The 22,545-nt window shown below is 32.6% G+C and carries 20 protein-coding genes; 9 read left to right on the forward strand and 11 right to left on the reverse strand.

From position 1 onward, the window contains the following. Window position 1: 1 nt before the first annotated feature. The gene (locus BN863_RS12595; RefSeq protein ID WP_038531145.1) at window positions 2–3,019 is read right to left on the reverse strand and encodes a tetratricopeptide repeat protein; all 3,018 of its coding nucleotides are present in this window, start codon (window positions 3,017–3,019) and stop codon (window positions 2–4) included. A gap of 174 nt (window positions 3,020–3,193) precedes the next feature. Between BN863_RS12595 and BN863_RS12600 the strand changes: the two genes are divergently transcribed. The 3 genes from BN863_RS12600 to BN863_RS12610 all read left to right on the forward strand — a co-directional run bounded on the left by BN863_RS12600 (window position 3,194) and on the right by BN863_RS12610 (window position 5,819). After that, window positions 3,194–3,877 carry a cell division ATP-binding protein FtsE gene (locus BN863_RS12600; protein WP_038531148.1) on the forward strand — a complete coding sequence of 228 codons (684 nt, stop codon included), beginning with the start codon at window positions 3,194–3,196 and terminating at the stop codon, window positions 3,875–3,877. 106 nt (window positions 3,878–3,983) lie between these two features. Next, the gene (locus BN863_RS12605; protein ID WP_038531150.1) at window positions 3,984–4,874 is read left to right on the forward strand and encodes a glycosyltransferase family 2 protein; all 891 of its coding nucleotides are present in this window, start codon (window positions 3,984–3,986) and stop codon (window positions 4,872–4,874) included. A gap of 3 nt (window positions 4,875–4,877) precedes the next feature. Continuing rightward, a complete protein-coding gene (locus BN863_RS12610) occupies window positions 4,878–5,819 on the forward strand; it encodes a glycosyltransferase family 2 protein (RefSeq protein WP_051774776.1) in 942 nt (313 codons plus the stop codon). Here the strand turns inward: BN863_RS12610 and BN863_RS12615 are convergent. Together BN863_RS12615 and BN863_RS12620 are read right to left on the reverse strand one after the other, a co-directional pair. Beyond that, a complete protein-coding gene (locus tag BN863_RS12615; protein WP_038531152.1) occupies window positions 5,783–6,181 on the reverse strand; it encodes a sugar 3,4-ketoisomerase in 399 nt (132 codons plus the stop codon). The genes BN863_RS12610 and BN863_RS12615 overlap by 37 nt on opposite strands. A gap of 25 nt (window positions 6,182–6,206) precedes the next feature. After that, on the reverse strand, window positions 6,207–6,998 hold the full coding sequence (locus tag BN863_RS12620; RefSeq protein ID WP_158409013.1) for a glycosyltransferase family A protein: 792 nt from the start codon (window positions 6,996–6,998) through the stop codon (window positions 6,207–6,209). 78 nt (window positions 6,999–7,076) lie between these two features. Between BN863_RS12620 and BN863_RS12625 the strand changes: the two genes are divergently transcribed. Next, window positions 7,077–7,958, forward strand: a complete 882-nt coding sequence (locus tag BN863_RS12625) for a glycosyltransferase family 2 protein (RefSeq protein WP_038531158.1) — start codon at window positions 7,077–7,079, stop codon at window positions 7,956–7,958. A gap of 48 nt (window positions 7,959–8,006) precedes the next feature. Here BN863_RS12625 and BN863_RS12630 read toward each other — a convergent pair whose 3' ends face one another. The 7 genes from BN863_RS12630 to typA form a co-directional block, all read right to left on the reverse strand. Next, the gene (locus BN863_RS12630) at window positions 8,007–9,341 is read right to left on the reverse strand and encodes an O-antigen translocase (protein ID WP_038531160.1); all 1,335 of its coding nucleotides are present in this window, start codon (window positions 9,339–9,341) and stop codon (window positions 8,007–8,009) included. Next, a complete protein-coding gene (locus tag BN863_RS12635; RefSeq protein ID WP_038531163.1) occupies window positions 9,342–10,442 on the reverse strand; it encodes a DegT/DnrJ/EryC1/StrS family aminotransferase in 1,101 nt (366 codons plus the stop codon). Further along, complete coding sequence (locus tag BN863_RS12640) at window positions 10,439–11,416, reverse strand: GNAT family N-acetyltransferase (protein WP_038531164.1); 978 nt, start codon at window positions 11,414–11,416, stop codon at window positions 10,439–10,441. The genes BN863_RS12635 and BN863_RS12640 overlap by 4 nt, the downstream gene beginning before the upstream one ends. 16 nt (window positions 11,417–11,432) lie before the next feature. Next, a complete protein-coding gene (locus BN863_RS12645; RefSeq protein ID WP_148304612.1) occupies window positions 11,433–12,341 on the reverse strand; it encodes a hypothetical protein in 909 nt (302 codons plus the stop codon). Continuing rightward, on the reverse strand, window positions 12,342–13,790 hold the full coding sequence (locus BN863_RS12650; protein ID WP_038531170.1) for an MBOAT family O-acyltransferase: 1,449 nt from the start codon (window positions 13,788–13,790) through the stop codon (window positions 12,342–12,344). A gap of 162 nt (window positions 13,791–13,952) precedes the next feature. Then, window positions 13,953–14,183 (reverse strand): hypothetical protein, encoded by a 231-nt coding sequence (locus BN863_RS12655; RefSeq protein ID WP_038531173.1) that lies wholly within the window; start codon window positions 14,181–14,183, stop codon window positions 13,953–13,955. Window positions 14,184–14,293: 110 nt separating this feature from the next. Continuing rightward, window positions 14,294–16,093 (reverse strand): translational GTPase TypA, encoded by a 1,800-nt coding sequence (typA, locus tag BN863_RS12660; protein WP_038531177.1) that lies wholly within the window; start codon window positions 16,091–16,093, stop codon window positions 14,294–14,296. Window positions 16,094–16,614: 521 nt separating this feature from the next. Between typA and kdsA the strand changes: the two genes are divergently transcribed. The 4 genes from kdsA to BN863_RS12680 are packed head-to-tail and all read left to right on the forward strand — an operon-like array spanning window position 16,615 to window position 19,606. Continuing rightward, the gene (kdsA, locus tag BN863_RS12665) at window positions 16,615–17,433 is read left to right on the forward strand and encodes a 3-deoxy-8-phosphooctulonate synthase (protein ID WP_038531180.1); all 819 of its coding nucleotides are present in this window, start codon (window positions 16,615–16,617) and stop codon (window positions 17,431–17,433) included. A gap of 18 nt (window positions 17,434–17,451) precedes the next feature. Continuing rightward, on the forward strand, window positions 17,452–18,309 hold the full coding sequence (locus BN863_RS12670) for a hypothetical protein (RefSeq protein WP_038531183.1): 858 nt from the start codon (window positions 17,452–17,454) through the stop codon (window positions 18,307–18,309). A gap of 10 nt (window positions 18,310–18,319) precedes the next feature. Beyond that, on the forward strand, window positions 18,320–19,135 hold the full coding sequence (locus BN863_RS12675) for an META domain-containing protein (protein WP_051774779.1): 816 nt from the start codon (window positions 18,320–18,322) through the stop codon (window positions 19,133–19,135). Window positions 19,136–19,138: 3 nt separating this feature from the next. Beyond that, on the forward strand, window positions 19,139–19,606 hold the full coding sequence (locus BN863_RS12680) for a GNAT family N-acetyltransferase (protein WP_038531186.1): 468 nt from the start codon (window positions 19,139–19,141) through the stop codon (window positions 19,604–19,606). 1 nt (window position 19,607) lies between these two features. On the opposite strand, the gene BN863_RS12685 is transcribed toward BN863_RS12680, so the two are convergent. Then, entirely contained in the window at window positions 19,608–19,973 is a 366-nt protein-coding gene (locus BN863_RS12685; RefSeq protein ID WP_038531187.1) for a DUF1801 domain-containing protein, read from the reverse strand. 180 nt (window positions 19,974–20,153) lie between these two features. Between BN863_RS12685 and BN863_RS12690 the strand changes: the two genes are divergently transcribed. Further along, window positions 20,154–22,544: a TonB-dependent receptor gene (locus tag BN863_RS12690; RefSeq protein ID WP_038531190.1), complete on the forward strand. Its 2,391-nt coding sequence runs from the start codon at window positions 20,154–20,156 to the stop codon at window positions 22,542–22,544. The last annotated feature ends 1 nt before the right edge of the window (window position 22,545 follow it).

The following is a 22,545-nucleotide window of genomic DNA, read 5'->3' on the forward strand; positions in this document are numbered from 1 at the left end:
ATTAATCTTGGGTTTGTATTGAGGAATTGGTTTTAGCCTGCTCCTTTTTAATTTCAGACAACTGAGTATTCGCATCTAAAATAACATCATCAAACGTTTTAAAGTTTTCAATTACACTTTCTAAAATATAGGTCGCTTGAAAAGCATCGCCCAACTCTTTGTAATTCATTGCCATTATTACCAACCCTTTTGCACTATAATACTTATAACTTGAGTAATCTTTTGCTAAACGCTGAACTATAGCATTCGACTCTTCAAAATAAGCATCTTTATGTTTAAAATAAGCATTATAATACAACGCTTCTGCAGCTGTTTCTCCAGTCGCTACTTTACTTACATCTTCATATGCTTGTTGTGCACGCGCCATGTCTTTAGAATTAAAAGCAGACCTTGCAATAATTATATTGGCATCACTTTTAATTTTGTTATCTATAGTCTCATTAGCTAATACTTTTTCGGCATAACTTACAGCACTTTTATATTTACTTAACTGATAGTTAGCTTTCATTAAGTTAGATTGAGCAAACACCACATTTTGAGGAAAAGTAGCTTCAGACTCTAAACGTTCTAACACAGGTATTGCATCAATCCAGTTTTTACCATCTAAATAACTCTGAGATAAACGTTTTAAAGCCTCTTCTGTAAACTCACTGCTTTGCGCGTCTACCACTGCTTTGTAATGTGGTGTAGCATTTACTTTTAAACCTTTACTGTAATATAATTGTGCTAAATAAAAATGAGCTTGGTTGGCATGTAACCCGTTTTTAAATTGATTTAAATATCCATTAAACTGCTTTATCGCGGCATCGACATCGTTGTCTAAATATCTTTTTTCTGCAGCTTCATAAGTTGAATTATCTAAATCGGCATCTGTTACATTTACATAATCTAATGTTTTTACCCAACTGGCATAGGTATCTACTTCGCCCATATCTATATATATTAAACGTGCTGTAGATACTGCTTGAATTGCTTCTGGTGAACCTGGATAATTTGCAGCTACCGTTTTAAAACGTTCGATTGCCTTTTGATTTTCGTTATCGTTATAAAAAATAAGTCCTTCTCTTAACATCGCTTTAGGTGTTAAGGAACTCATTCTGTACTCTGAACTTAACTGATTATACATGGCAACAGCCCTGTCTTTATCGTTAGATTTGTTATAAGCATTTCCTAACTCGTACATCGCATCGTCTCTTAATTTCGATTTTGGATATACTTTTACAAATTGTTCTAATTCTGAAACTTTTGTCTTAGAATCTCCTGCATAACCATAACTAATGGCTTTTTGAAATGCAGCATAATCGGTTTCTATTTCTCCTAAATTAATAGCAGCATCGTAAGCTTTAATAGCCTGACTGTATTTACTAGACACAAAATAACCATCGGCAAGACGTAAATAAGCATCATTTAACTTGACTTGATCCTCTGTATAATTCTGAGTGAATGCATTAAAATATTCTGTAGATTGGCCGTTATCTTTTTGCTTAAAATAAGCATAACCTAAGTTATAGTCTACAATTTTTCCCTCTTCGGTATTGGTACTTGCAAACTGTTTAAAGGCTTTATAATCGGTTATTGCTTCTGCATAATTATTTAAATTATAATTACATTCGCCTTTCCAAAAGTTGGTTCGTGCTGTATATTCTGGGTTGATTTGTTCTTTTAAAGCAAGTTCGAAAAACGTTAAGGCTTCTGTATAATTTTCTTCCTCGACAAGTTCTAGACCTCTATAAAACGCCACTTTTTGATACGCTTCTTTACTAACTGCGTCTTTCTTACTTTCAAGTAATTTTAATGCTTCACCGTAATTTTTAGATGTTATATAAGAGTCGACCAGTAACCCTTCAACCTCCATTCGGTTTGTTGTTTCTGGATATTTCGTTAAATAACTCGATAACACCTTAGGAACCGACTCGTAAGGGTTTCCTATATCGTAACTAATTTTAGCATAATTGTACCAAGCATCCTTCTGAATTTCTGGAACAAATTCCATCTGAGATGCATTTCTAAATGCATTTAACGCTTCGGTTTTTTTATTCAACTTAATATAACTCTCTCCTAAGTGGTAATAGGCATTTTGTGCCACTCCATTATTACCGCTAATAATTTTATTAAATTCAGAAATAGCACGATCATAATCACTTTGTTTATAATACGCATAACCTAATAAGTAATAATCGGTGTTGCTCCACTTCCCTCTTTTTCCGTCATACAGACTTAAATACGGAATGGCTTCATCGTAATTTCCTAAATTAAAATAACTCTCTCCTATTATTTTATTCAACTCCGATTCTTCATCTCGAGTACTATACGGAATTTGTTCTTTGGCTAATGCAATCGCCTCTTCAAAATTCCCAAGTTTAAAATTTAAATCGGCTTTAAAATAAGACAGTTTCTCTTTATATTTTGCTTGGTTTTGTACTTGATCAAAATATTGATTGGCCTGACCTGCATCGTCACTTTGGTAAGCCATATAACCAATATAATATTTTGCTTGTGCACCATACTCACTCGAATTTTCTACTCGAGTTAAATATTTTTGTGCATTGCTATAGTTTTTGGTTACAAAGGCAGTATACCCTTTATTGAAATAATAGGTATCTTTTTCTAAAACGGTTAACGAGCGTTCATCTACACGATCATACCATTTTTTAGCATGCGCATATTTTCCGTTTTTAAAATAATAGTTTGCAACATCTACGTAAGCAGAGTTTCGTTTCGGACTTGTAGGATATTCCGTGACAAAGTCTTCAACTAATTCATCAGATTTTAACTGATTTAACCGAATAGCTGTACTTGCTATATAGTAAGCACACTCAGACTGCATCACCTCTTCCTTAGTTTCCTTCTGTATTGCGGTAAAAATAATTTGCGATGCTAAATACTGTCTGTTATTATATAACGCGAGGGCTTTTTGGTAATCGGCTTGATCGTTGGTATAAATTGCTGTTCGCTGGGCAAACACCTGTCCGCTCGCAACTATAGCTAATAAAAATAATACAATGTTACTTCTAGTCATTAACCTTAAGTTTTATTTAAATCAAAGATAATTTAATCTAAACCCTATAACGAAAATTAAGGGCAATAATTATAGATTAATATGCAAATATTATTAAAAAAAAGCAATCGAACAGTGTTTTATAAGTAATTATAAAATGATACATTTACAATGTAATTAAAACGCATTATTCTTATGTCGCAAACTGTTCTCCAATTAAACGATGTTTCTATATTTCAAGGCGATAGTCTTGTACTTTCTAATGTAAATGTTGAAGTATTTAAAGGAGATTTCGTTTATCTTATTGGAAAAACCGGAACAGGAAAAAGTAGTTTTATGAAAACGCTTTACGGCGATTTACCCTTAACTCAAGGGGAAGGTAGCATTGTCGATTTTAATTTGCGCACATTAAAAGAAAAAGAAATCCCCTTTTTAAGACGGAAGTTAGGAGTGGTTTTTCAAGACTTTAAACTTTTAGTAGACAGAAACATTATAGAGAATTTAAGTTTTGTTTTAAAAGCTACGGGTTGGAAAAATAAATCTGAAATGCAAACGCGTATAGATGAAGTTCTAGAAAAAGTAGGCATGAAAACTAAAGGATTTAAATTTCCCCATGAACTTTCTGGAGGAGAACAACAGCGTGTTGCAATTGCTCGTGCCTTACTAAACGACCCTGAACTTATTCTTGCCGATGAGCCAACTGGAAATTTAGACCCACAAACGAGTATTGAAGTTATGAAAGTACTTCAAGATATTAATAAAAATGGAAACACCATTTTAATGGCGACTCACGATTACGCGTTACTTTTAAAATACCCAAGCAAAACGTTAAAGTGCGATAACAATCAGCTTTTCGAAGTGGTACAACGTAAAAATTAGGTCACTCGTTTATAATGGGTCGTTTAATACTATAAAACAACTCCCTTTTTGCAATTTTTTTTATAAAACCTCGTTCTACATTCAAGTCTAGAACACCTTTCACTACATGTTATCTGTATTAATTCCTGTTTATAACTATGACGTTGTTGATTTAGTGCAGAACCTGCATAATCAACTCATGGCATCTCAAACTCCTTTTGAGATTATTTGTTTAGACGATGCATCGCAAACAGAATGTATTTCAGTAAACAGTAATATTGAATCTTTAGCATATACTACTTTTTTAAAATCATCAGAGAACAATGGTCGTACCAAAACACGGCAATTACTTTGTGAGGCGTCTACATTTGAATGGTTATTATTTATAGATGCAGATACGCTTCCGGTGACAGAGACATTTATTTCAAATTACTTGGAGTTTATTTCATCTGAACACGAAGCCATTTTCGGTGGTTTTTCTTATCCTAAAACTCCACCTCCACAGCATAAAATATTAAGATGGAAATATGGACGCACTAAAGAAGCGGTTGATGCTTCAATTAGAAATAAAACCCCATATAAAGTCGTTATTTCTGCTAACTTTTTAATAAAAAAATCTGTTTTCAAAAGCATTAACGGACAAATAGACTGTAAAGGTTATGGCTTAGACAATTATTTTGGAGCACTTCTTAAAAGCGAAAAGATAAACGTATTCCATATAAATAATGCAGTGAATCATCTTGGTCTTGAAAACAATGAGATGTATTTAAATAAAATGACATCTGCAATTCAGATGCTTATAAAACTTGTGGATGAAAATAAAATACAGAATCACGATAATGACCTACTCACTTTATTTTCGTTTCTTAAAAAGACAAAATTAAATGTTATCTTTTCTAAGATTTATAAAGCGTATAATTTACAAATGAAAAACAATTTGGTGAGCAGCAACCCTTCTATCAACTTACTGCAATTTTATCGTATATCTTATATGTGTTATGCCAACTTAAACTCGTAACACATGCAGCCTTTTTTTTCTATAATTATACCGCTTTACAACAAGCAGAAACATATAACAAACACCATTAGTTCTGTTACAAATCAAAGCTTTAAAGATTTTGAAGTTATTATCATTAATGATGGCTCTACAGATCAAAGTTTAGCATTGGTTAATACCATAACAGATTCAAGACTTAAAGTATATAATATTACAAATCACGGTGTGAGTTATGCCAGAAATTATGGCATTAAAAAAGCAAATTCAGATAATATCGCACTATTAGATGGGGATGATTTTTGGCATACAGATTATCTTAAAACCATGTATAATCTAATTAAAAAATTTCCTGAGGAAGCTGTTTTCTCTTGCGCAATAGCACATCATTATAGCAGTAAAACATCGACTGTTCCATATAATTTTAAACTCGATGACAACGTAGAGGTTAAAAATTATTTTAAAAACAGTGTAAGACATAGTTTGCTATCTAGCTCCAGTATTGTTTTTAAAAAAGCTATACTTTCTAAAACAGATTGGTTTGATGAATCCTTAAAATCGGGAGAAGATACAGATATGTGGATTCGTATTGGAATCAATTATCCTATTGTTTTTATTGCTAAAGTATTAGTCTATTATGTGTATGACGATTCTAGTTTGTCCAACACATCTTTTGATATAACATATAAACCTAAATATGATAACTATTTATCTGAAGAAAGCAAAAATAGAGATGTGAAGATCTTTATAGATAAAAACAGGTTCTCGATGGCTATTTTAAGTAAATTAAATGCGAATACATCGGCCTATAATTTTTATAGAACACACTTAGATGTTGGCAATTTAAAAACGAGTCAAAAAATATTATTATTTTGCCCAGCTTGGCTTTTAAAGGTACTTTTAAAGCTAAAGGCACTAAGCGGAAAGAAAGTTTACTTTCCACCTTTAAACGCTAAAAACTCAGGATAGTCTCGAATATATTCGGCTTCTTCAAACTCTGTAGATGCTAAAACCAAACACACCGAACCTGAAGAAAAATTCTCAAGCTCGCGCCAAATTCCAGTAGGAATTAAAAGCCCTTTATCTGGTTTGTTAAGCACAATACGCTCTTCAGTTATACCATTTTTAATAACGACTTCAAAACTTCCGCTTAAAGCAATCAATAAAGACACTTGCTTTTTATGTGCATGTCCTCCTCTATATGCATCACTAGGCACATCGAATAAATAATAGACACGCTTAATTTTAAAAGGAATACTATCTTTTTCAATTACGGCCAAATTACCGCGTCTGTCTTTAATTTTCGGTATATCTATAATTCTGACTAACATGTATTTTATCTATTTCTCCACTAGCTTAAAGAGCTTTGTACGTTTTTATGCCTTGTAAACCCATTTTATATTTATAGGGTATTTCATTGCACTTAATATCGTTCGCTTTCCAAGCATAAAGCACATACTTTACTAACCAAATGTAACTTAAATTACCTATAAAACGCTGCCTTAAAGCTGTTTTTGCAAAAAAAGCATTATCGCTTCCCATTAACACACCCGAACTTAAATTAGGATGCATAACAATTAATTTATTAAGATGTATCATTTTTAAACCAATATCGAAAGCATTTCTTAAGAACACATATTCTGTGGCTCCCTTAAATGTTGACCCTACGCCAAAATGGTGATTAAAATACACTTCATGGGCTTTATAAACCTCACGTTTAAATGATATAACCCAGGTAAAAATTTTCATAAGCGATTTTTTAGAATGCTCACCTTCGGGGTAGTAGTTTGTATAGCGTTGACCTTGTTCGTTTATCGCTTCAAAAGAAATCATATCTGCATCCTCATGTTCTTGATGTGCACCCAGAATAGTTTCCTCCAAACCTTTTTCATACACAATATCATCATCAGACATTAATAACACATCACCAATTGCCAATCTAATAGCTAAATTCCGACTTGCAGGAGAACCTCTTTCAAAAGAATTAACAACGCGTATATTGGCATAATTGGACGTTAATAATTTATCTTCTGTAGTTTGGTTTACAATGAGAATATTGAAAGTAGAAAAATGCTCATGTATAAACATTTTTTCTAAAAAGAGTAAATCAGTTCGAAACATTGTTGAAATTAAAATTTCTAATTTCAAATGTTTATTATTGATATCATGCATTATTTTCAATTATGTTTGTAAAATTACAAAAAGAAAAACTACGCCACCGTTATCATGCTTAGAAATCCGTTAGTAACTGTTATCTGTTTATGCTATAATCATGAGCGTTTTTTAATTGAAGCATTAGAATCTATTAAGAATCAAACGTACGGTGAAATTCAAATTATTATTACCGACGATGCCAGCCAAGATAACTCTGTTCAACTTATAAAGCATTGGATAAAAAACAACGACGCTCTATTTATTGAAAACAAAACAAATATTGGTAATACAAAATCTTTTAACACAGCATTACAACATGCAAAAGGCGAATATATTGTTGATTTAGCTACAGACGACATTCTATTACCCAATTTTATAGAAAGTTTAGTTTCAAAATTTAAGACCTCAAAATATAAGAATCTTGGTGTTGTATTTTCTAATGTAGAACTTATTGAAGAGAACGGAGCTCACAAATATTACCTATACCCTATTAATAACGATTTTACTGCAAAAACAAAACCTGTAACAGGGAACATTTATTCACGGTTACTACATAGCTACTTCTTGAGTTCTGCCTCTATATTAATGAAGACAGATGTCTTAAAATTGTTAGGTGGTTATGATGAAAATCTAATGTACGAAGATGTCGATTTTTGGTTTAGATCCTCTAGAATTTACGACTATGATTATGTCGATAAAGTACTTGTTAAAAAACGCGTGGTTTCGGATTCTTTAGGTACAAATTTCAAAAAAAAGAACCGTCGGAAATTTGGAGAATCAACGTACATTATCTGTAAAAAAGCCTTCAATATGAACGAAAAAAAATCGGAACACAAGGCCTTACAAAATCGCGTAATATATGAGTTAAAGTTAGCTCTTAAAAACAGAGATTTGGTTACTGCATCACATTTTTTAAGTCTAGCATTTAAAATACAGCTTAAAATAACACTATAAACCTGAGTGTAACTAAATCAAGATAGATGGTAAAATACTCGTCTATTTTCAGTCTTTTTTCTCCTCGTCTTCTTCCTCTACAGCGATTTCATTTTCTGGTAAAACTCCGAATAAAGACGTACTAAAAATTAGTAAAATAATACCATAATACATAACGTATGTTACAAAGTGAGCTATAGTTGCCCCTTTAACTCCATACAGATCTATAAAATACATACTTGTTAAATACAGTATTAATACAGAAAATGCTTCTGTTATAATATAATGCCAGAACATCTTTTTTGCCAAGAATTGATAGGATATAATTATAGACAGTACTTTTACAAAGTCTCCTAAAAGTTGCCATAAGAACAAGTCTTCTACCGGTTTAAATTCTTCGGTAAAAACGATTGCAACAATAAAACGTCTCAGTAAAAAAATCACCAATAACCCTAATCCAAATACAGGAACTATGGTTTTATAAAATCCGAAAACCTCTTCCCTAAACTCTTTTACGTTATCTATTTCGGAGAATCGAGGTAGGATGTAAAGCGACATTAAAGAACTTACAAACATTAAATAATACTTAGAAATTCTAACCATGGCTTCCCAGAACCCTGCATCCTTATACCCAATATTATCTATAATATAATTTCTAATGGAAATAGCTACAATAGGGAGTACAATAGCAGAGAACAGTGCCATAGTAGAATACGACCCTAAGAATTTTATATACTTAGAACTTACTTGGCTGGATTTAATTAGCGGAATTAAACTACGCTGATTAATAACTCCAACAAAGGTGATTAGAAAGATGATAGATTCTGAAATTACTACCGAAATTAATGCCCCATCTATACGATTCTGATATATTAAAATAAGTGTAATCGAGGCTCCTAAAATCTGCCCAATAATATTAATTATGAGCAACATTTTATACTTCGAAAATCCATTCATAATGGAAAATGCGAACATATTCATCGAATAAAAAGGCAATGCTATTGCCAGTACCCGAATAACGTAGGCATAATCGTTATAGGTTGGAAATATTAAGGTATTTATATATTCGGCATTATAATAACAGATAAAGGAGACGAGTATGGTAGAAATAAAACCGAGATAAAACGACGTCGATAAGGTTTTTGTAAGCTCTACAGTATTGTTTTTAAATTCTGCTATATATTTAACAACACCACTATACATACCAAGTACAGCAAAAGATTGTATAGAACTTACTAAATTTCTTAAATTCCCTATTAAAGCTAAACCTTCAGGACCAATAAAAATGGCAATAGCTTTAGAGGTTAAAAACCCTGTAATGATTTTAGTAATTACCGAGGCCGAATTTAAAGACGCGACCTTAATTAAAACATTATCGTTAATAAAATTTATTATCCTTTTCAATCAATACCCGTTTAAAACATTTATTAAATAATCCACATCCTCTCCTTCCATAACAGGGCTTATTGGTAAACTCACAACTGTTTCATGAATTCGTTCTGTTACAGGAAGTCGTAAATCATTGAAATTGCTTAGTGCCTCTTGTTTATGGGGAGGAATTGGGTAATGAATTAAAGTTTCTATGTTGTGCTTTTTAGCATAGTCCATAAAGTCTTTTCTATTAGCTACCCGAATTACAAAAAGATGAAAAACATGCGCTTTCAAATTCGAACATAAAGGTAGTATTATTTTGCTATTATTGACATTTGAAAGGTAGCGAATTGCTATTTTTCGTCTTAAGTCATTATCTGCATCTAGATGCTTCAGTTTCACACTTAAAAATTGCGCTTGAATTTCATCTAATCTAGAGTTACAACCTACAAAATCATTAACATATTTAGACGATGTACCATAGTTTCTCAGTTTTCTAATAATTTCTGTTAATTCGGAATCGTTTGTGGTTATTGCTCCTCCATCGCCTAAAGCCCCTAAATTTTTACTCGGATAGAAACTAAAAGCTGCAGCATCGCCTAAATTCCCTGCTACTCGTCCATCTTTATATAACGCGCCATGAGCTTGTGCGGCATCTTCAATAATCAATAAATCATTCTGACTAGCAATGTTTTGAATCTCATCCATTTCAGCCAACTGCCCATACAAGTGAACCACGAGAATGGCTTTAGTTTTAATCGTTATACGGGACGCCATATCTAATACAGACATGTTATAGGTTTCTATATTAGGTTCAACAAAAACTGGTTTTAATCCAGCTTGTAACACCCCCAAAACACTAGCTATAAATGTATGCGCAGGCACTAAAATCTCATCACCTTTCTTTAATTTTCCTAATGCTATGTAAGATTTTAATATAAGCGTTATGGCATCTAAACCATTCCCTACTCCAACAGTGTGTTTTGTCCCACAATAAGCCGCAAAATCATTCTCGAAAGTAGACAAACCATTTCCTAGAATATAGTGTCCTGAATTTAAAAATGCCTTAAACTTTAATTGGAATTCTGCATCGAACCGTGCATTTATTTTATGTAAGTCTAAAAATTTAATCATAATAAAACAGCATCCAAAAGTGTAAAATTCCTTGTGTCTAAACTATAAAAATCTTGAATAACTGTTCGTGCACCAAAACCTTCTTTCCAGAATTGTAATCCTGCATTTAATTGTTTCCCATCATTTTCATTAGAAGTCCCAAAATCGAAATACAATTTATCTTTAAATACCTGCTCAATTAAGTAAGCATGAAGCACATCTAGGCTGCCCAAAATATTTTTTGAAGCATTTCCAGATATATATTGAGAATGAGCCACATGTTCTGTTTCAAAAATAGTGGTGCCAGCTACAAGTTCTTCTTCATGATAGACATTAAATTGCCGAATATGTTTAGGGAATTTAGATTTTAACAACATTATTTCTTCTAAACTATGCACAGGTTTAGCATCATGTTTATCTATTAAATTCGGGATAAGAATGGTATTCCAGAAATCATCTAAACAATCCACCTCTTTAATTTGTAAACTATGTTTTTTTGCCCGCTTACATCCTTCTAATCTGTTTTTTGAAAATGGAATCGGCGCTTTTAAATTAATCACTGAAAGCGAATCACGACGATATAAATCAGCTTTTAATAAAAACATAATATACAACAACTCATCGTTTGGTATTGCTGAATATATGGATGGCAACGTCTTTAAGTTTAAAGTTAAAACCCCTTCTCGAGAGAGCCACTGCAAAACAGTTTTAACTATTTCGAAAACAACTTGAAACTTTAATTCGTCCTCAAATAATAATCCGCCATATGTTAAACCTTGATGAGAATAAAGTATATCGTCTTTTCTATTTGCAGGTAAAACCGCTATTAATTTTTCCTTTTTAAAGACCATTAAAGAGTAGTCTTCAAACCTATCTTTATGGTAGTCCATAAAATTACGGTGAAACAAAAAAGTACCATTTTTTGACTTAGAAATAAAAGCATTCCAAAGTTTAAAATATTGATGAGTATAACGAACTACGTTAATTTGATTCATAAAATAAAAATACGTTTTATTGCCTAAGTATACTATCTATTCGTTTTGAAAATTTCTCTGCACCTTGACTATTTAAATGATCAGCATCCAGGAAATCTTGTTTACCAAAACTCTTCTCTTCTAAAAAATTAAAATATGTGCAATTAGCGAATTTATTCTGCATAGATTTCCCTACCAAAAGTGTGCTATCTAACTGAACAGCATCTAAATGCTTAACATAACTGGCATAAGCCGGCATAGTAATTAAAACCACTTTTACGCCCTTTTTATTGCATTTAATAATTATGTTTTCTAAATGCTTTACATTATCTAAATAAAAATCGTTGTTTACAACTGTATGTTTCTCAGCAATTCGGGCACCTATCTCTTCAATATCAATTTCCGTGTTGTGTGATCTTGCCTGAGACCAGCCTGAATTACCTATACGCTCTGAAGTTTTATTTAAAATATAATAATTATAAATCCGTTCTAAGTTATGTTTAAGCTTAACACTTAAAATTTCGAAATTATATATTGGTTTTACGTTTAAATCTATATCTGTATAAACCTGATAATCTTTTAATCTCCAAACTTCGTCACCGTGTTTTAACTGCTCAAAAAGCGTGGTATAGGACAATCTTAAAACAACCGTTTCTAAAGCCTTTAAGTTGTCTAATTTCTGATTAACAATTTCGTAATCAATATCTATGGTTTGCGATACATTTCCGTAATTAATAGCCTCCTCACTTAAAAACTCAGGGTTAATGCCATAAAGCACATGTGAGCTTCCTAAAAGCAGTGTTTTAATACTGTCTTGGTGTGTGTTTAAATATTCTGATTTAACCTGATAAGCATTTGGAATATGCCGTAATAAAACTTCCATAATACATACAGCCACCATAATAGGTAGTATAAAAAGTAAAAACAGATTAAGGAAGTGTTTCATTTAGAATTGAAAATAAATAAATTGTTGTGGCTTCGCGTAAAAATAAAAGATACAGAATACAAGAACGTAATAAAAACACCATCTATATAACCGTTTCCAATTACTTCCTAATGTTTCAATCGCATATTCATTTGTTTTCCCAAACCATTCTATACTCATAAACACAATAATACCTAAGAAAACGGCAACTGCATTTGTTCTTTGAGCAAATTCTGGTATTGAAAATAAAGAGCTAGAAAATATTTTACCAAGATATCCAATTGCAATATTTAAATCGTCTGCTCTAAAAAAAACACGTACAAGCACTAAGAATGTAAATGTTTTTAAAATACCAAATGCTGTTCTTACACTCGGCACTAACTTATTAGTTTCAACACTTCTATTTTTAGATTTCTTTCGCCCCCAAATAATTAAAGGTAAAAAGTGTAAAGCGTTTATAAAACCATACACTATAAATTTCCATGCGGCACCATGCCAGAGTCCGATTACCAAAAAAATTAAAATTGTGTTTCTTATTTGAAATAATTTAGTTCCTCTGCTACCGCCCATTGGAATATAAAAATAATCGCGATACCAAGTGGTTAACGAGATATGCCAACGCCTCCAAAACTCGCCTATATTTTTAGAAAAATAGGGAAAAGCAAAGTTCTTAGACAAATTAAATCCGAATAATCTTGAAACACCAATGGCAATATCTGAATAGCCTGAGAAATCACAATAAATTTGAATGGTAAAGAAAAAGGCACCTATTAACAGTGTACTTCCTGAATAAACTTCATGATTCCCGAAAAACTCATCAACAAAAATGGCACAATTATCTGCAATTACCATTTTTTTAAACAGTCCCCAGAGCACTTGTTTTAAACCGTCTACGGCTTTATCAAAATTGAACTTTCGTTCCACTTCAAACTGAGGCAATAAATCTCTAGCGCGTTCTATTGGACCTGCAACCAACTGCGGGAAGAAACTAACAAAAGCCATAAAACTAACGAAGTTCTTAGTTGATTCCAATTGCTTTCTATAGATATCTATGGTATAACTTAATGTTTGGAATGTATAAAAACTGATGCCAACAGGCAGAATAATATTTAAGGAATTATAGCGTAAATCGGCACCAAACAATGTAAAGGCTAGAACAAAATTTTCTAGAAAGAAGTTATAGTATTTAAAAAAGCCTAGCAAGCCTAGATTTACAGCAACGCTTGCCCATAATAATATCTTTCTTTTAAAATTATCTTGTTGTTTAGAAAGTGCTATCCCAATGGAATAATCTACCGCAGTACTAAAAAATATTAATGAAAGAAAACGCCAATCCCACCACGCATAAAAGATATAGCTTGCAACGACAATGAATATATTTTGAATGCTTAATTTAGTATTGCAAACAAACCAATACAGTATAAATACTATTGGTAAAAAAACTGCAAAATCTAAGGAGTTAAATAGCATAACATAATATCTCGCAATGTTTCAAACATAGATTACAAAAAGTATCTAGATAGAAGAACATTAAGATGTTGAAACGTTTAAATTAAACAGCGAATATAAAATTTTTAGTGTTTCGTATGTCATTACGTCTACCATCATTTTAATTTGATACTATGATTTGTTTTATTTTTTCTTCAGAAATAAGTAATAGAAGTTAATTAAAATTATAGCACCGTTCGTTATTACAATTGGCCAAGATGTTTCTAACATAAATCCATAGACCACAAAAAGCGCACACCCTAGTGTATTTATTACTCTAAGCTTTACAACATCTTTCATTGTAAACGAAATAAGCAATACTAGAGATGCTAAGTAGCCTACCCATTCTGTTACCGAAATACCTAAAACCTCCATAGAATCATCTTTTTAAAACATTAACAAAACAAAAAAGAGGAACCCTTTGTAAGGATTCCTCTTTAAATATATTGATTTTCTGATATTAACTGCAAGCAGTCAACAAAAAATTAAATAATTTTATTTCTTTTACGCTCTACTTCTGTTAAGTGAATTTTACGTAAACGTAAGAAGTTAGGTGTAACTTCTACATACTCATCTTTCTGAATATATTCTAAAGCTTCTTCTAAAGAGAATTTAATTGCAGGAACAATTTTAGCTTTATCATCTGCTCCAGACGAACGTACGTTACTTTGCTTTTTAGCTTTAGTAATGTTAATGTTCATATCGTCTTGACGAGAGTTTTCTCCAATAACTTGACCTTCGTAAATATCTTCACCCGGCTCAACAAAGAATTTACCTCTATCTTGTAATTTATCGATAGAATAAGGAATTGCTTTTCCATTTTCCATAGACACTAAAGATCCAGAAACACGACCAGGAATAGCACCTTTAACAGGTTGGTATTCTTTAAAACGGTGTGCCATAATAGCCTCTCCTGCAGTTGCAGTTAATAATTGGTTACGTAAACCAATAATACCACGAGAAGGGATTATAAATTCGCAAACCATACGCTCTCCTTTAGCTTCCATAGATAACATTTCTCCCTTACGTAATGTAACGAATTCTACTGCTCTACCAGAAACACTTTCAGGAAGGTCGATTGTTAATTCTTCCATTGGCTCACATTTAACACCATCAATTTCTCTAATGATTACTTGTGGTTGTCCAATTTGAAGTTCGTAACCTTCACGACGCATCGTTTCAATTAAAACCGATAAGTGTAATACTCCACGACCAAAAACCATGAATTTATCTGCACTTCCAGTTTCACCCAAACGTAATGCTAAGTTTTTCTCTAATTCTTTTTCTAAACGATCTTTAATATGACGAGATGTTACAAATTTTCCGTCTTTTCCGAAGAAAGGCGAATCGTTAATTGTAAACAACATACTCATTGTTGGCTCATCAATAGCAATTGTTTTTAATCCTTCTGGATCTTCAAAATCAGCAACAGTATCACCAATTTCAAAACCTTCAAGACCAACAATCGCACAGATATCTCCTGTTTGAACTTCGTCTACTTTTATACGTCCAAGACCTTCAAAAATATGAAGTTCTTTAATTCTATTTTTTACAACACTTCCATCTCTTTTAATTAAAGAAATTTGTTGTCCAACTTTAAGTTCTCCACGTGTTAAACGTCCAATCGCGATACGACCAGTAAATGAAGAGAAATCTAAAGATGTAATTAACATTTGTGTATTTCCTTCTGGAATTTTTGGAGCAGGAATATGTTCGATTACCATATCTAATAATGGTTCGATGTTTTCCGTCTGATTTTTCCAATCATCACTCATCCAGTTGTTCTTTGCAGAACCGTAAACTGTAGGAAAATCTAATTGCCATTCTTCTGCACCTAATTCGAACATTAAGTCGAATACTTTTTCATGTACTTCTTCTGGCGTACAGTTTTCTTTGTCTACTTTATTTACAACAACACAAGGTTTTAAACCTAAGTCGATTGCTTTTTGTAATACAAAACGCGTTTGTGGCATCGGCCCTTCAAAAGCATCTACCAATAATAACACACCATCTGCCATGTTTAATACACGCTCTACTTCACCACCAAAATCGGCGTGACCAGGAGTATCAATGATATTGATTTTTGTGTCTTTATAAATAACTGAAACGTTTTTAGAAGTAATAGTAATCCCTCTTTCACGTTCTAAATCATTATTATCAAGGATTAAATCCCCAGTGTTTTCGTTCTCACGGAATAATTGACAGTGGTACATAATTTTGTCAACCAAAGTCGTTTTACCGTGATCTACGTGTGCAATAATTGCAATGTTTTTAATATTAGCCATATATTTGATGCCTTATTTAAGCGTGCAAATGTACATTATATTTTTCTAGAATAATGATTATTATGTCATAAATTAATCATATAATAATCTAGTGACCTATTTATTTAATATTCATAGGGGTTCACATCAAAAATTATAGCTTACTAATTGTATATCAAATTATTAAAAATACATTCTATAATTGCCAAATACATAATTTAAGCACTTCTTTTCATGCTTAAAAAGCATATCAATAAAATTATTAGAAATAAACTGGTCTTTCGTCTACTAAAAAACATCTAATTCTTTTCGATAAATCATTTTAATTTGATTATCCCTAGATTCTCATTTTACAGCTTATATTTTACTCCTTATATATTAAGGTAGCATCTAACCTTTTTTACTACAGTTACAAATTGTTTTAAATTCCATTCCCTTTTTTTAACACAAACCTTAACAATATTCAGCATAAACTACTATGCATACATATTAAATAGCGTTTTAATTTTCCGTAACTTTGCAACCTAAAAAATTAATAGCATATGAAACTTTCAGATGTTCCTCAAATAAAATATACAGATTCTAATAACTTCTTTCTTCTATCTGGTCCTTGTGCCATTGAAGGTGAAGACATGGCTTTACGTATTGCCGAAAAGATTGTTTCTATAACAGATGATTTAAAAATTCCTTATGTATTTAAAGGAAGTTTTAAAAAAGCAAACCGTAGTAGAATTGATAGTTTTACGGGTATTGGCGACGAAAAAGCATTAAAGATCTTAAAGAAAGTTTCAGACACCTTCAACATTCCAACAGTAACAGATATTCACGAAATTTCTGATGCTGCCATGGCTGCCGAATACGTAGATGTATTACAAATTCCTGCATTTTTAGTACGTCAAACAGATTTACTTGTTGCCGCTGCAGAAACCGGAAAAGTAATTAACTTAAAGAAAGGACAATTTATGAGTCCTGAGGCTATGAAACACGCCGTACAAAAGGTAAAAGATTCTGGAAACGACAAAGCTTGGATTACAGATCGCGGTACCATGTTTGGATATCAAGACATGATTGTCGATTTTAGAGGCATCCCAACCATGCGCGAATATGCACCTACAGTTTTAGATGTTACCCATTCCCTGCAACAACCTAACCAATCTAGTGGTGTTACAGGTGGAAGACCAGATATGATAGAAACCATCGCAAGAGCCGGTATTGTAAATAACGTAGATGGATTATTTATTGAAACACATTTCGATCCTGCAAATGCAAAAAGTGACGGTGCAAACATGTTACATTTAGATCATTTAGAAGGTTTATTAAGCCATTTAGTGGCTATTAGAAAGACCATAACTGCCTTTTAAATTTAGACTCCCTTTTTAATGAACGTTAAAACTATTATATTTTTAATAGGAAGTATTCTATTGCCCTTATTAAACTTAAATGCTCAAACTACAGATACTCTAAAATACACCGCTTCTAATAAAGGAAAATTCTTTGTAAGTTGGGGAGGAAATAGAGATTACTATTCTAAATCGGATATCACTTTTACTGGAGATAATTATAATTTTACACTTTACGATGTAGATGCGCACGATAAACCTAAAGGTTGGCATATCGATTATATTAATCCTGTTAATATGACGATACCCCAAACTAATTTTAGAATGGGCTATTTTATTAGTGATCATTATGCCATAACAGTGAGTTTAGACCATATGAAATATGTAATGACTCAAAACCAAGTCGTTCGTGGTAATGGGTATATCGATATTCCGGATAATGAAGAAAGTGCCATTTACAACAACACTTTTAAAGACGACCCAGTATATTTAAGCGAAGGTTTTCTAACCTTCGAACATACCGATGGTTTAAATTATATACATACTGAACTTGCAAGATTCGATGATATTTCTAGCCTGTTCGGAATTACGAATACCGATGTTTTTCAAATTAATATAACTGAAGCTGTTGGTGGAGGTATCCTGTACCCAAAAACTAATGCCAAACTTCTAGTTTACGATCGTCACGACGATTTCCATATTGCTGGTTTCGGATTATCGGCAAGTGCAGGTTTAAACTTAACCTTCTTTAAACACTTTTTTATACAAGGCGATTTAAAAGGAGGCTTTATAAATATGCCAGATATTCGCACCACTATGAATCCTAGTGACCGTGCTTCACAACATTTTTTCTTTGGAGAAGCTAAATTATCTATTGGAGGAATTTTCAGATTATAATATTTAACTCATGAATTACTTAAAACATACATTATTACCGCTTATCTTTATTACAATTATTAGTTGTAACCAAACAAAAAAAGACACTACAATCACCACCACAGCTACGGAAAAAGCAGTAGATTCTATTGTAAAGAAAACAGCTAGTGCAACACAAATACACAATGCTATGCCATTTTTTAAGGCTTCAGGGACAACCGAAGACTGGACGCTTCAACTTACAGAAGACGCCATCCTTTTTTCTTATGCGTCCGAAAATCCAGAAGTTATTAGTTTTCCAATATCGAATCCTATACTAGCGGCAGATGCTAACGTAAAAGTGTATCGCGCAGAAACTGAATCTGCTCAAATTAAGATTCAAATTTCAATGACTGAATGCATCGATTCAAAATCTAAAACTCATCCTTATACGGTTTCTATAGACTACAAACCAAATACAAAAACTGAGTTTACCTTAGTTAAAGGTTGTGGTGAATATATTACAGATTATCGTTTACACGACATTTGGGTTCTTGAATCTATAAATGATGACATTGTCACTGTAGAACAATTCACAAAAGAATTGCCTAACTTAGAGATTAATACCAGCGAAAATACTTTTATGGGTTATGCCGGATGTAATACCATGCGTGGTTCTATTTTTTCTGAACAATCTAAAATTCGTTTTAAAGAGATTATAACCACTCGTAAAATGTGTTCGCCAACAAATAAAGAAGCTCAGTTTATAAAAGAATTAGAGCGAAGCATACAATTTAAAATTGAAAACCGACGCTTGTATTTATCTAATCCAGACGGGAACACACTAACCTTTAAAAAAGTAGATTAACTTATGGATATCTCAATTCGTCAAGCCACTGAAACCGATTTACCAGAAATAACTGCGCTTTTCAGAAACACTATTATCCACATAAATTCTAAACATTACAACGAAAAGCAAATTGAAACCTGGGCTTCTGGAGCGGATGAAACAGACTTGTGGTTAGAACGAATTCGTGACTTCTATTTTATTGTTGCCGAGAACGAAACAGAAATTGTTGGTTTTTCGTATTTAAAGAAGGGTTATTATTTAGATGGTTTGTTTGTACATAAAGACCATCAGCGCGAAGGCATTGCGTCTGCGTTGTTACGTACTATTGAGTCGCAAGTTATGGTAGAGGAATATCCAGAAATCCGATCAGATGTTAGTAAAACAGCACTGCCCTTTTTCGAAAACAAATATTACGATATCATTAAAAAACAGAAGAAAAACGTTAAAGGCGTGGTGTTCGAAAATTATATTGTTAAGAAAACATTATAGGCTATTTCTGCTTAGTCTTCAGTTTAATTTTTGAAGCAGACTTAAGCAATTCAACAAAGCGCATTTCATCTAAATCTTCTAATCTTTTTATTTGAATAGACCGTACGCGCTTTCTATTGTTGGCGTCTTGTAATTCTGGAAATTCAGTTTCTAAAAGCGCGCCATCCATAAAAACTACATCTACATAATCAGTGCCTCTTAATACATTTAAAAACACAAAAGACTTCTTGTTATAATAGTAAAACGGAAGTTTATAACTGTATTTTTCTTCAACATCCAAGGTTTTCATTATCACACTTCGTACATACAACATGATGGATTGATATGGTTCCGGCTGACGCAATATGTGTTCTTCGGCGGGTTTCATCTGATTTTATCTTCCTATTTAAAATACCAAGATAGTATTAACCGCTAAAACTCAAGGTCTACCAAACTCTTTTTTTGTTTTTATTTAAATTAATTATAAATAAGCTTTGATAATATGGTCCTCTAATATACATTTGTCGAAAAAATAATCCCTAATTAATAATAAGTCTAAATAAAAACAATGAAAATAGTATTCAGTTTTGCTGTATTCCTCCTAGCATCTTTTGTTATAAATGCGCAACAAATAATTGTAGACGGAACAGTTACAGATTCGGAAAACACACCCGTAGTTGGTGCAAACATTCTAATAAAAAACACAAGTAAAGGAAGCCAGACCGACATAGACGGTCATTTTAAAATTGAAATTGAAACAGGATCATACACTGCTGTGGTTTCTTACTTAGGATATAAAACAAAAGAAGTTCCATTTTCTGTATCCAATAGCAATATAACCTTACCAACTGTGGTATTATACGAAGGACAAGAAATCTTATCTGAAGTTGTTATAGATGGTAAGCGTCGTAATATGTTTGCGAGAAAACAAACGGCCTACGTGTCTAAATTACCTTTAAAAGATTTAGAAAACACACAAGTATATTCTACGGTAACTACAGATTTACTAGAATCTCAAATTACAACAAATTTCGAACAAGCTTTAGATAATGCTACCGGGATTCAGAAACTTTGGACCTCTACTGGACGTGGTGGAGATGGCGCTGGATATTATTCGTTACGCGGATTTAGTGTGCAACCGCAATTAGTAAATGGTGTTCCTGGATTAACAAACGGAACCATTAATGCGGCAAACATCGAACGTATTGAAGTTATTAAAGGCCCATCGGCTACGCTTTTTGGATCTTCAGTAAGTTCTTATGGCGGATTAATAAATGTGGTGACTAAAAAACCTTATAAAGGATTTGGCGGACAAGTCTCTTACACGGCTGGATCTTACGGATTAAATGTAATCACAGGAGATTTTAATACGGCTTTAGATAAATCTGAAAACATTTATTTCAGATTAAACACATCTTACCATACAGAAGATAGTTTTCAAGATGCTGGGTTTAGCAAATCATTTTTCGTTGCACCGTCGTTATCATATCAAGTAAATAATAAGTTATCGTTCTCTTTTTATGGTGAAATTACTCAGGCAGAAAAAACAAATCCAACCATGTTATTCTTAAGTCGTGCTGGAGCAATGCAATATGCCAACTTAGACGAATTGGGTTACGATAATAAAAAATCGTACACCAGTAATGCTTTAACTTTAGAAAATCCTACTCAGAATTACAGAGTCGAAATGGACTATAAATTATCTGAAGCTTGGAACTCGCAAACCTTAGTGTCTAGAAGTGTAACCTCTACTAAAGGATATTACACCTATTTATACGATTTAACTGGCGCTGGTACTTTTTCTCGTTACTTAAATAAACAAGATGCACTTACTAGAACGACAGATATTCAACAAAATTTTAATGGTGATTTTAAAATCGGGAACTTAAGAAACCGTGTGGTTATTGGTTTAGATTATTATACCGTAACTGGAATAGATAACGGAAGTGGTTATGTGGGTTACGGCGCTGTAACACCGTCTAACGGAGAAGAAGTTGATGGTTTCCCACTAACAACCGCAGGAGTTGATGCGGCTTTGGCTGGTGCGAGCATTAATAATTATAAAACACGTTCTAATGTGTATAGTACCTATATTTCGGATGTATTAGATATTACATCTACATTATCTGCAATGGCAAGTGTACGTTTCGATCAATTCGATAATGAAGGTGATATTACAGATAATGACGATGATTACGACCAGTTTGCTGTATCTCCTAAATTTGGTTTATTATACCAACCTATAGCAGATAAATTGTCAGTGTTTGCTAACTGGCAAAACGGATTTACAAATATTGGTCCGCAATTGGTTGGAGATCCAAACTCAGCTACAGGACAGGAGCTTAAAAATTTCGAACCAGAACAAGCCAATCAATTTGAATTCGGAGTTAAAACCAACTTACTTAACAACCGTTTAAATGCAACGGTAAACTACTATAACATTCTTGTAAATAACAGACTTATGACAGATCCAAACGATGTGTTTGGAAAAATTCAAGATGGAGAAGTTTCTAGTAAAGGTTTTGAATTAGAAATCAATGCCAACCCAGTAAATGGATTAAATATAAGAGCTGGATATAGTTATAACGATAGTGAAATTAAAAAAGCAAGTACAGCCTCTACTATTGGCGAGCGACCAGTAGAAGCAGGTTCAGACATCGTATATAACTTATGGGCCGATTATATGTTTGAAACCGGTGCTATAAAAGGTTTTGGTATTGGCGCAGGATTTAACGGTGCTAGCGAACGCGATATTATAAATGCTTCTGGATATACTTCGGGCGTATTTACTGTACCAAGTTATATTATTGCTAACGCATCTGTATATTATGCCGCAGACAAATACCGCGTAGGTTTAAAATTAAACAACATGTTTAATGAAGAATACTATTCAGGATGGTCTACGCTAACACCTCAGCAACCAAGATCTGTATTGGCGAATTTTGCTTATAAATTTTAAA

Origin of the sequence: Formosa agariphila KMM 3901, assembly GCF_000723205.1 — a bacterium.
Classification (GTDB): Bacteria; Bacteroidota; Bacteroidia; order Flavobacteriales; family Flavobacteriaceae; genus Formosa; species Formosa agariphila.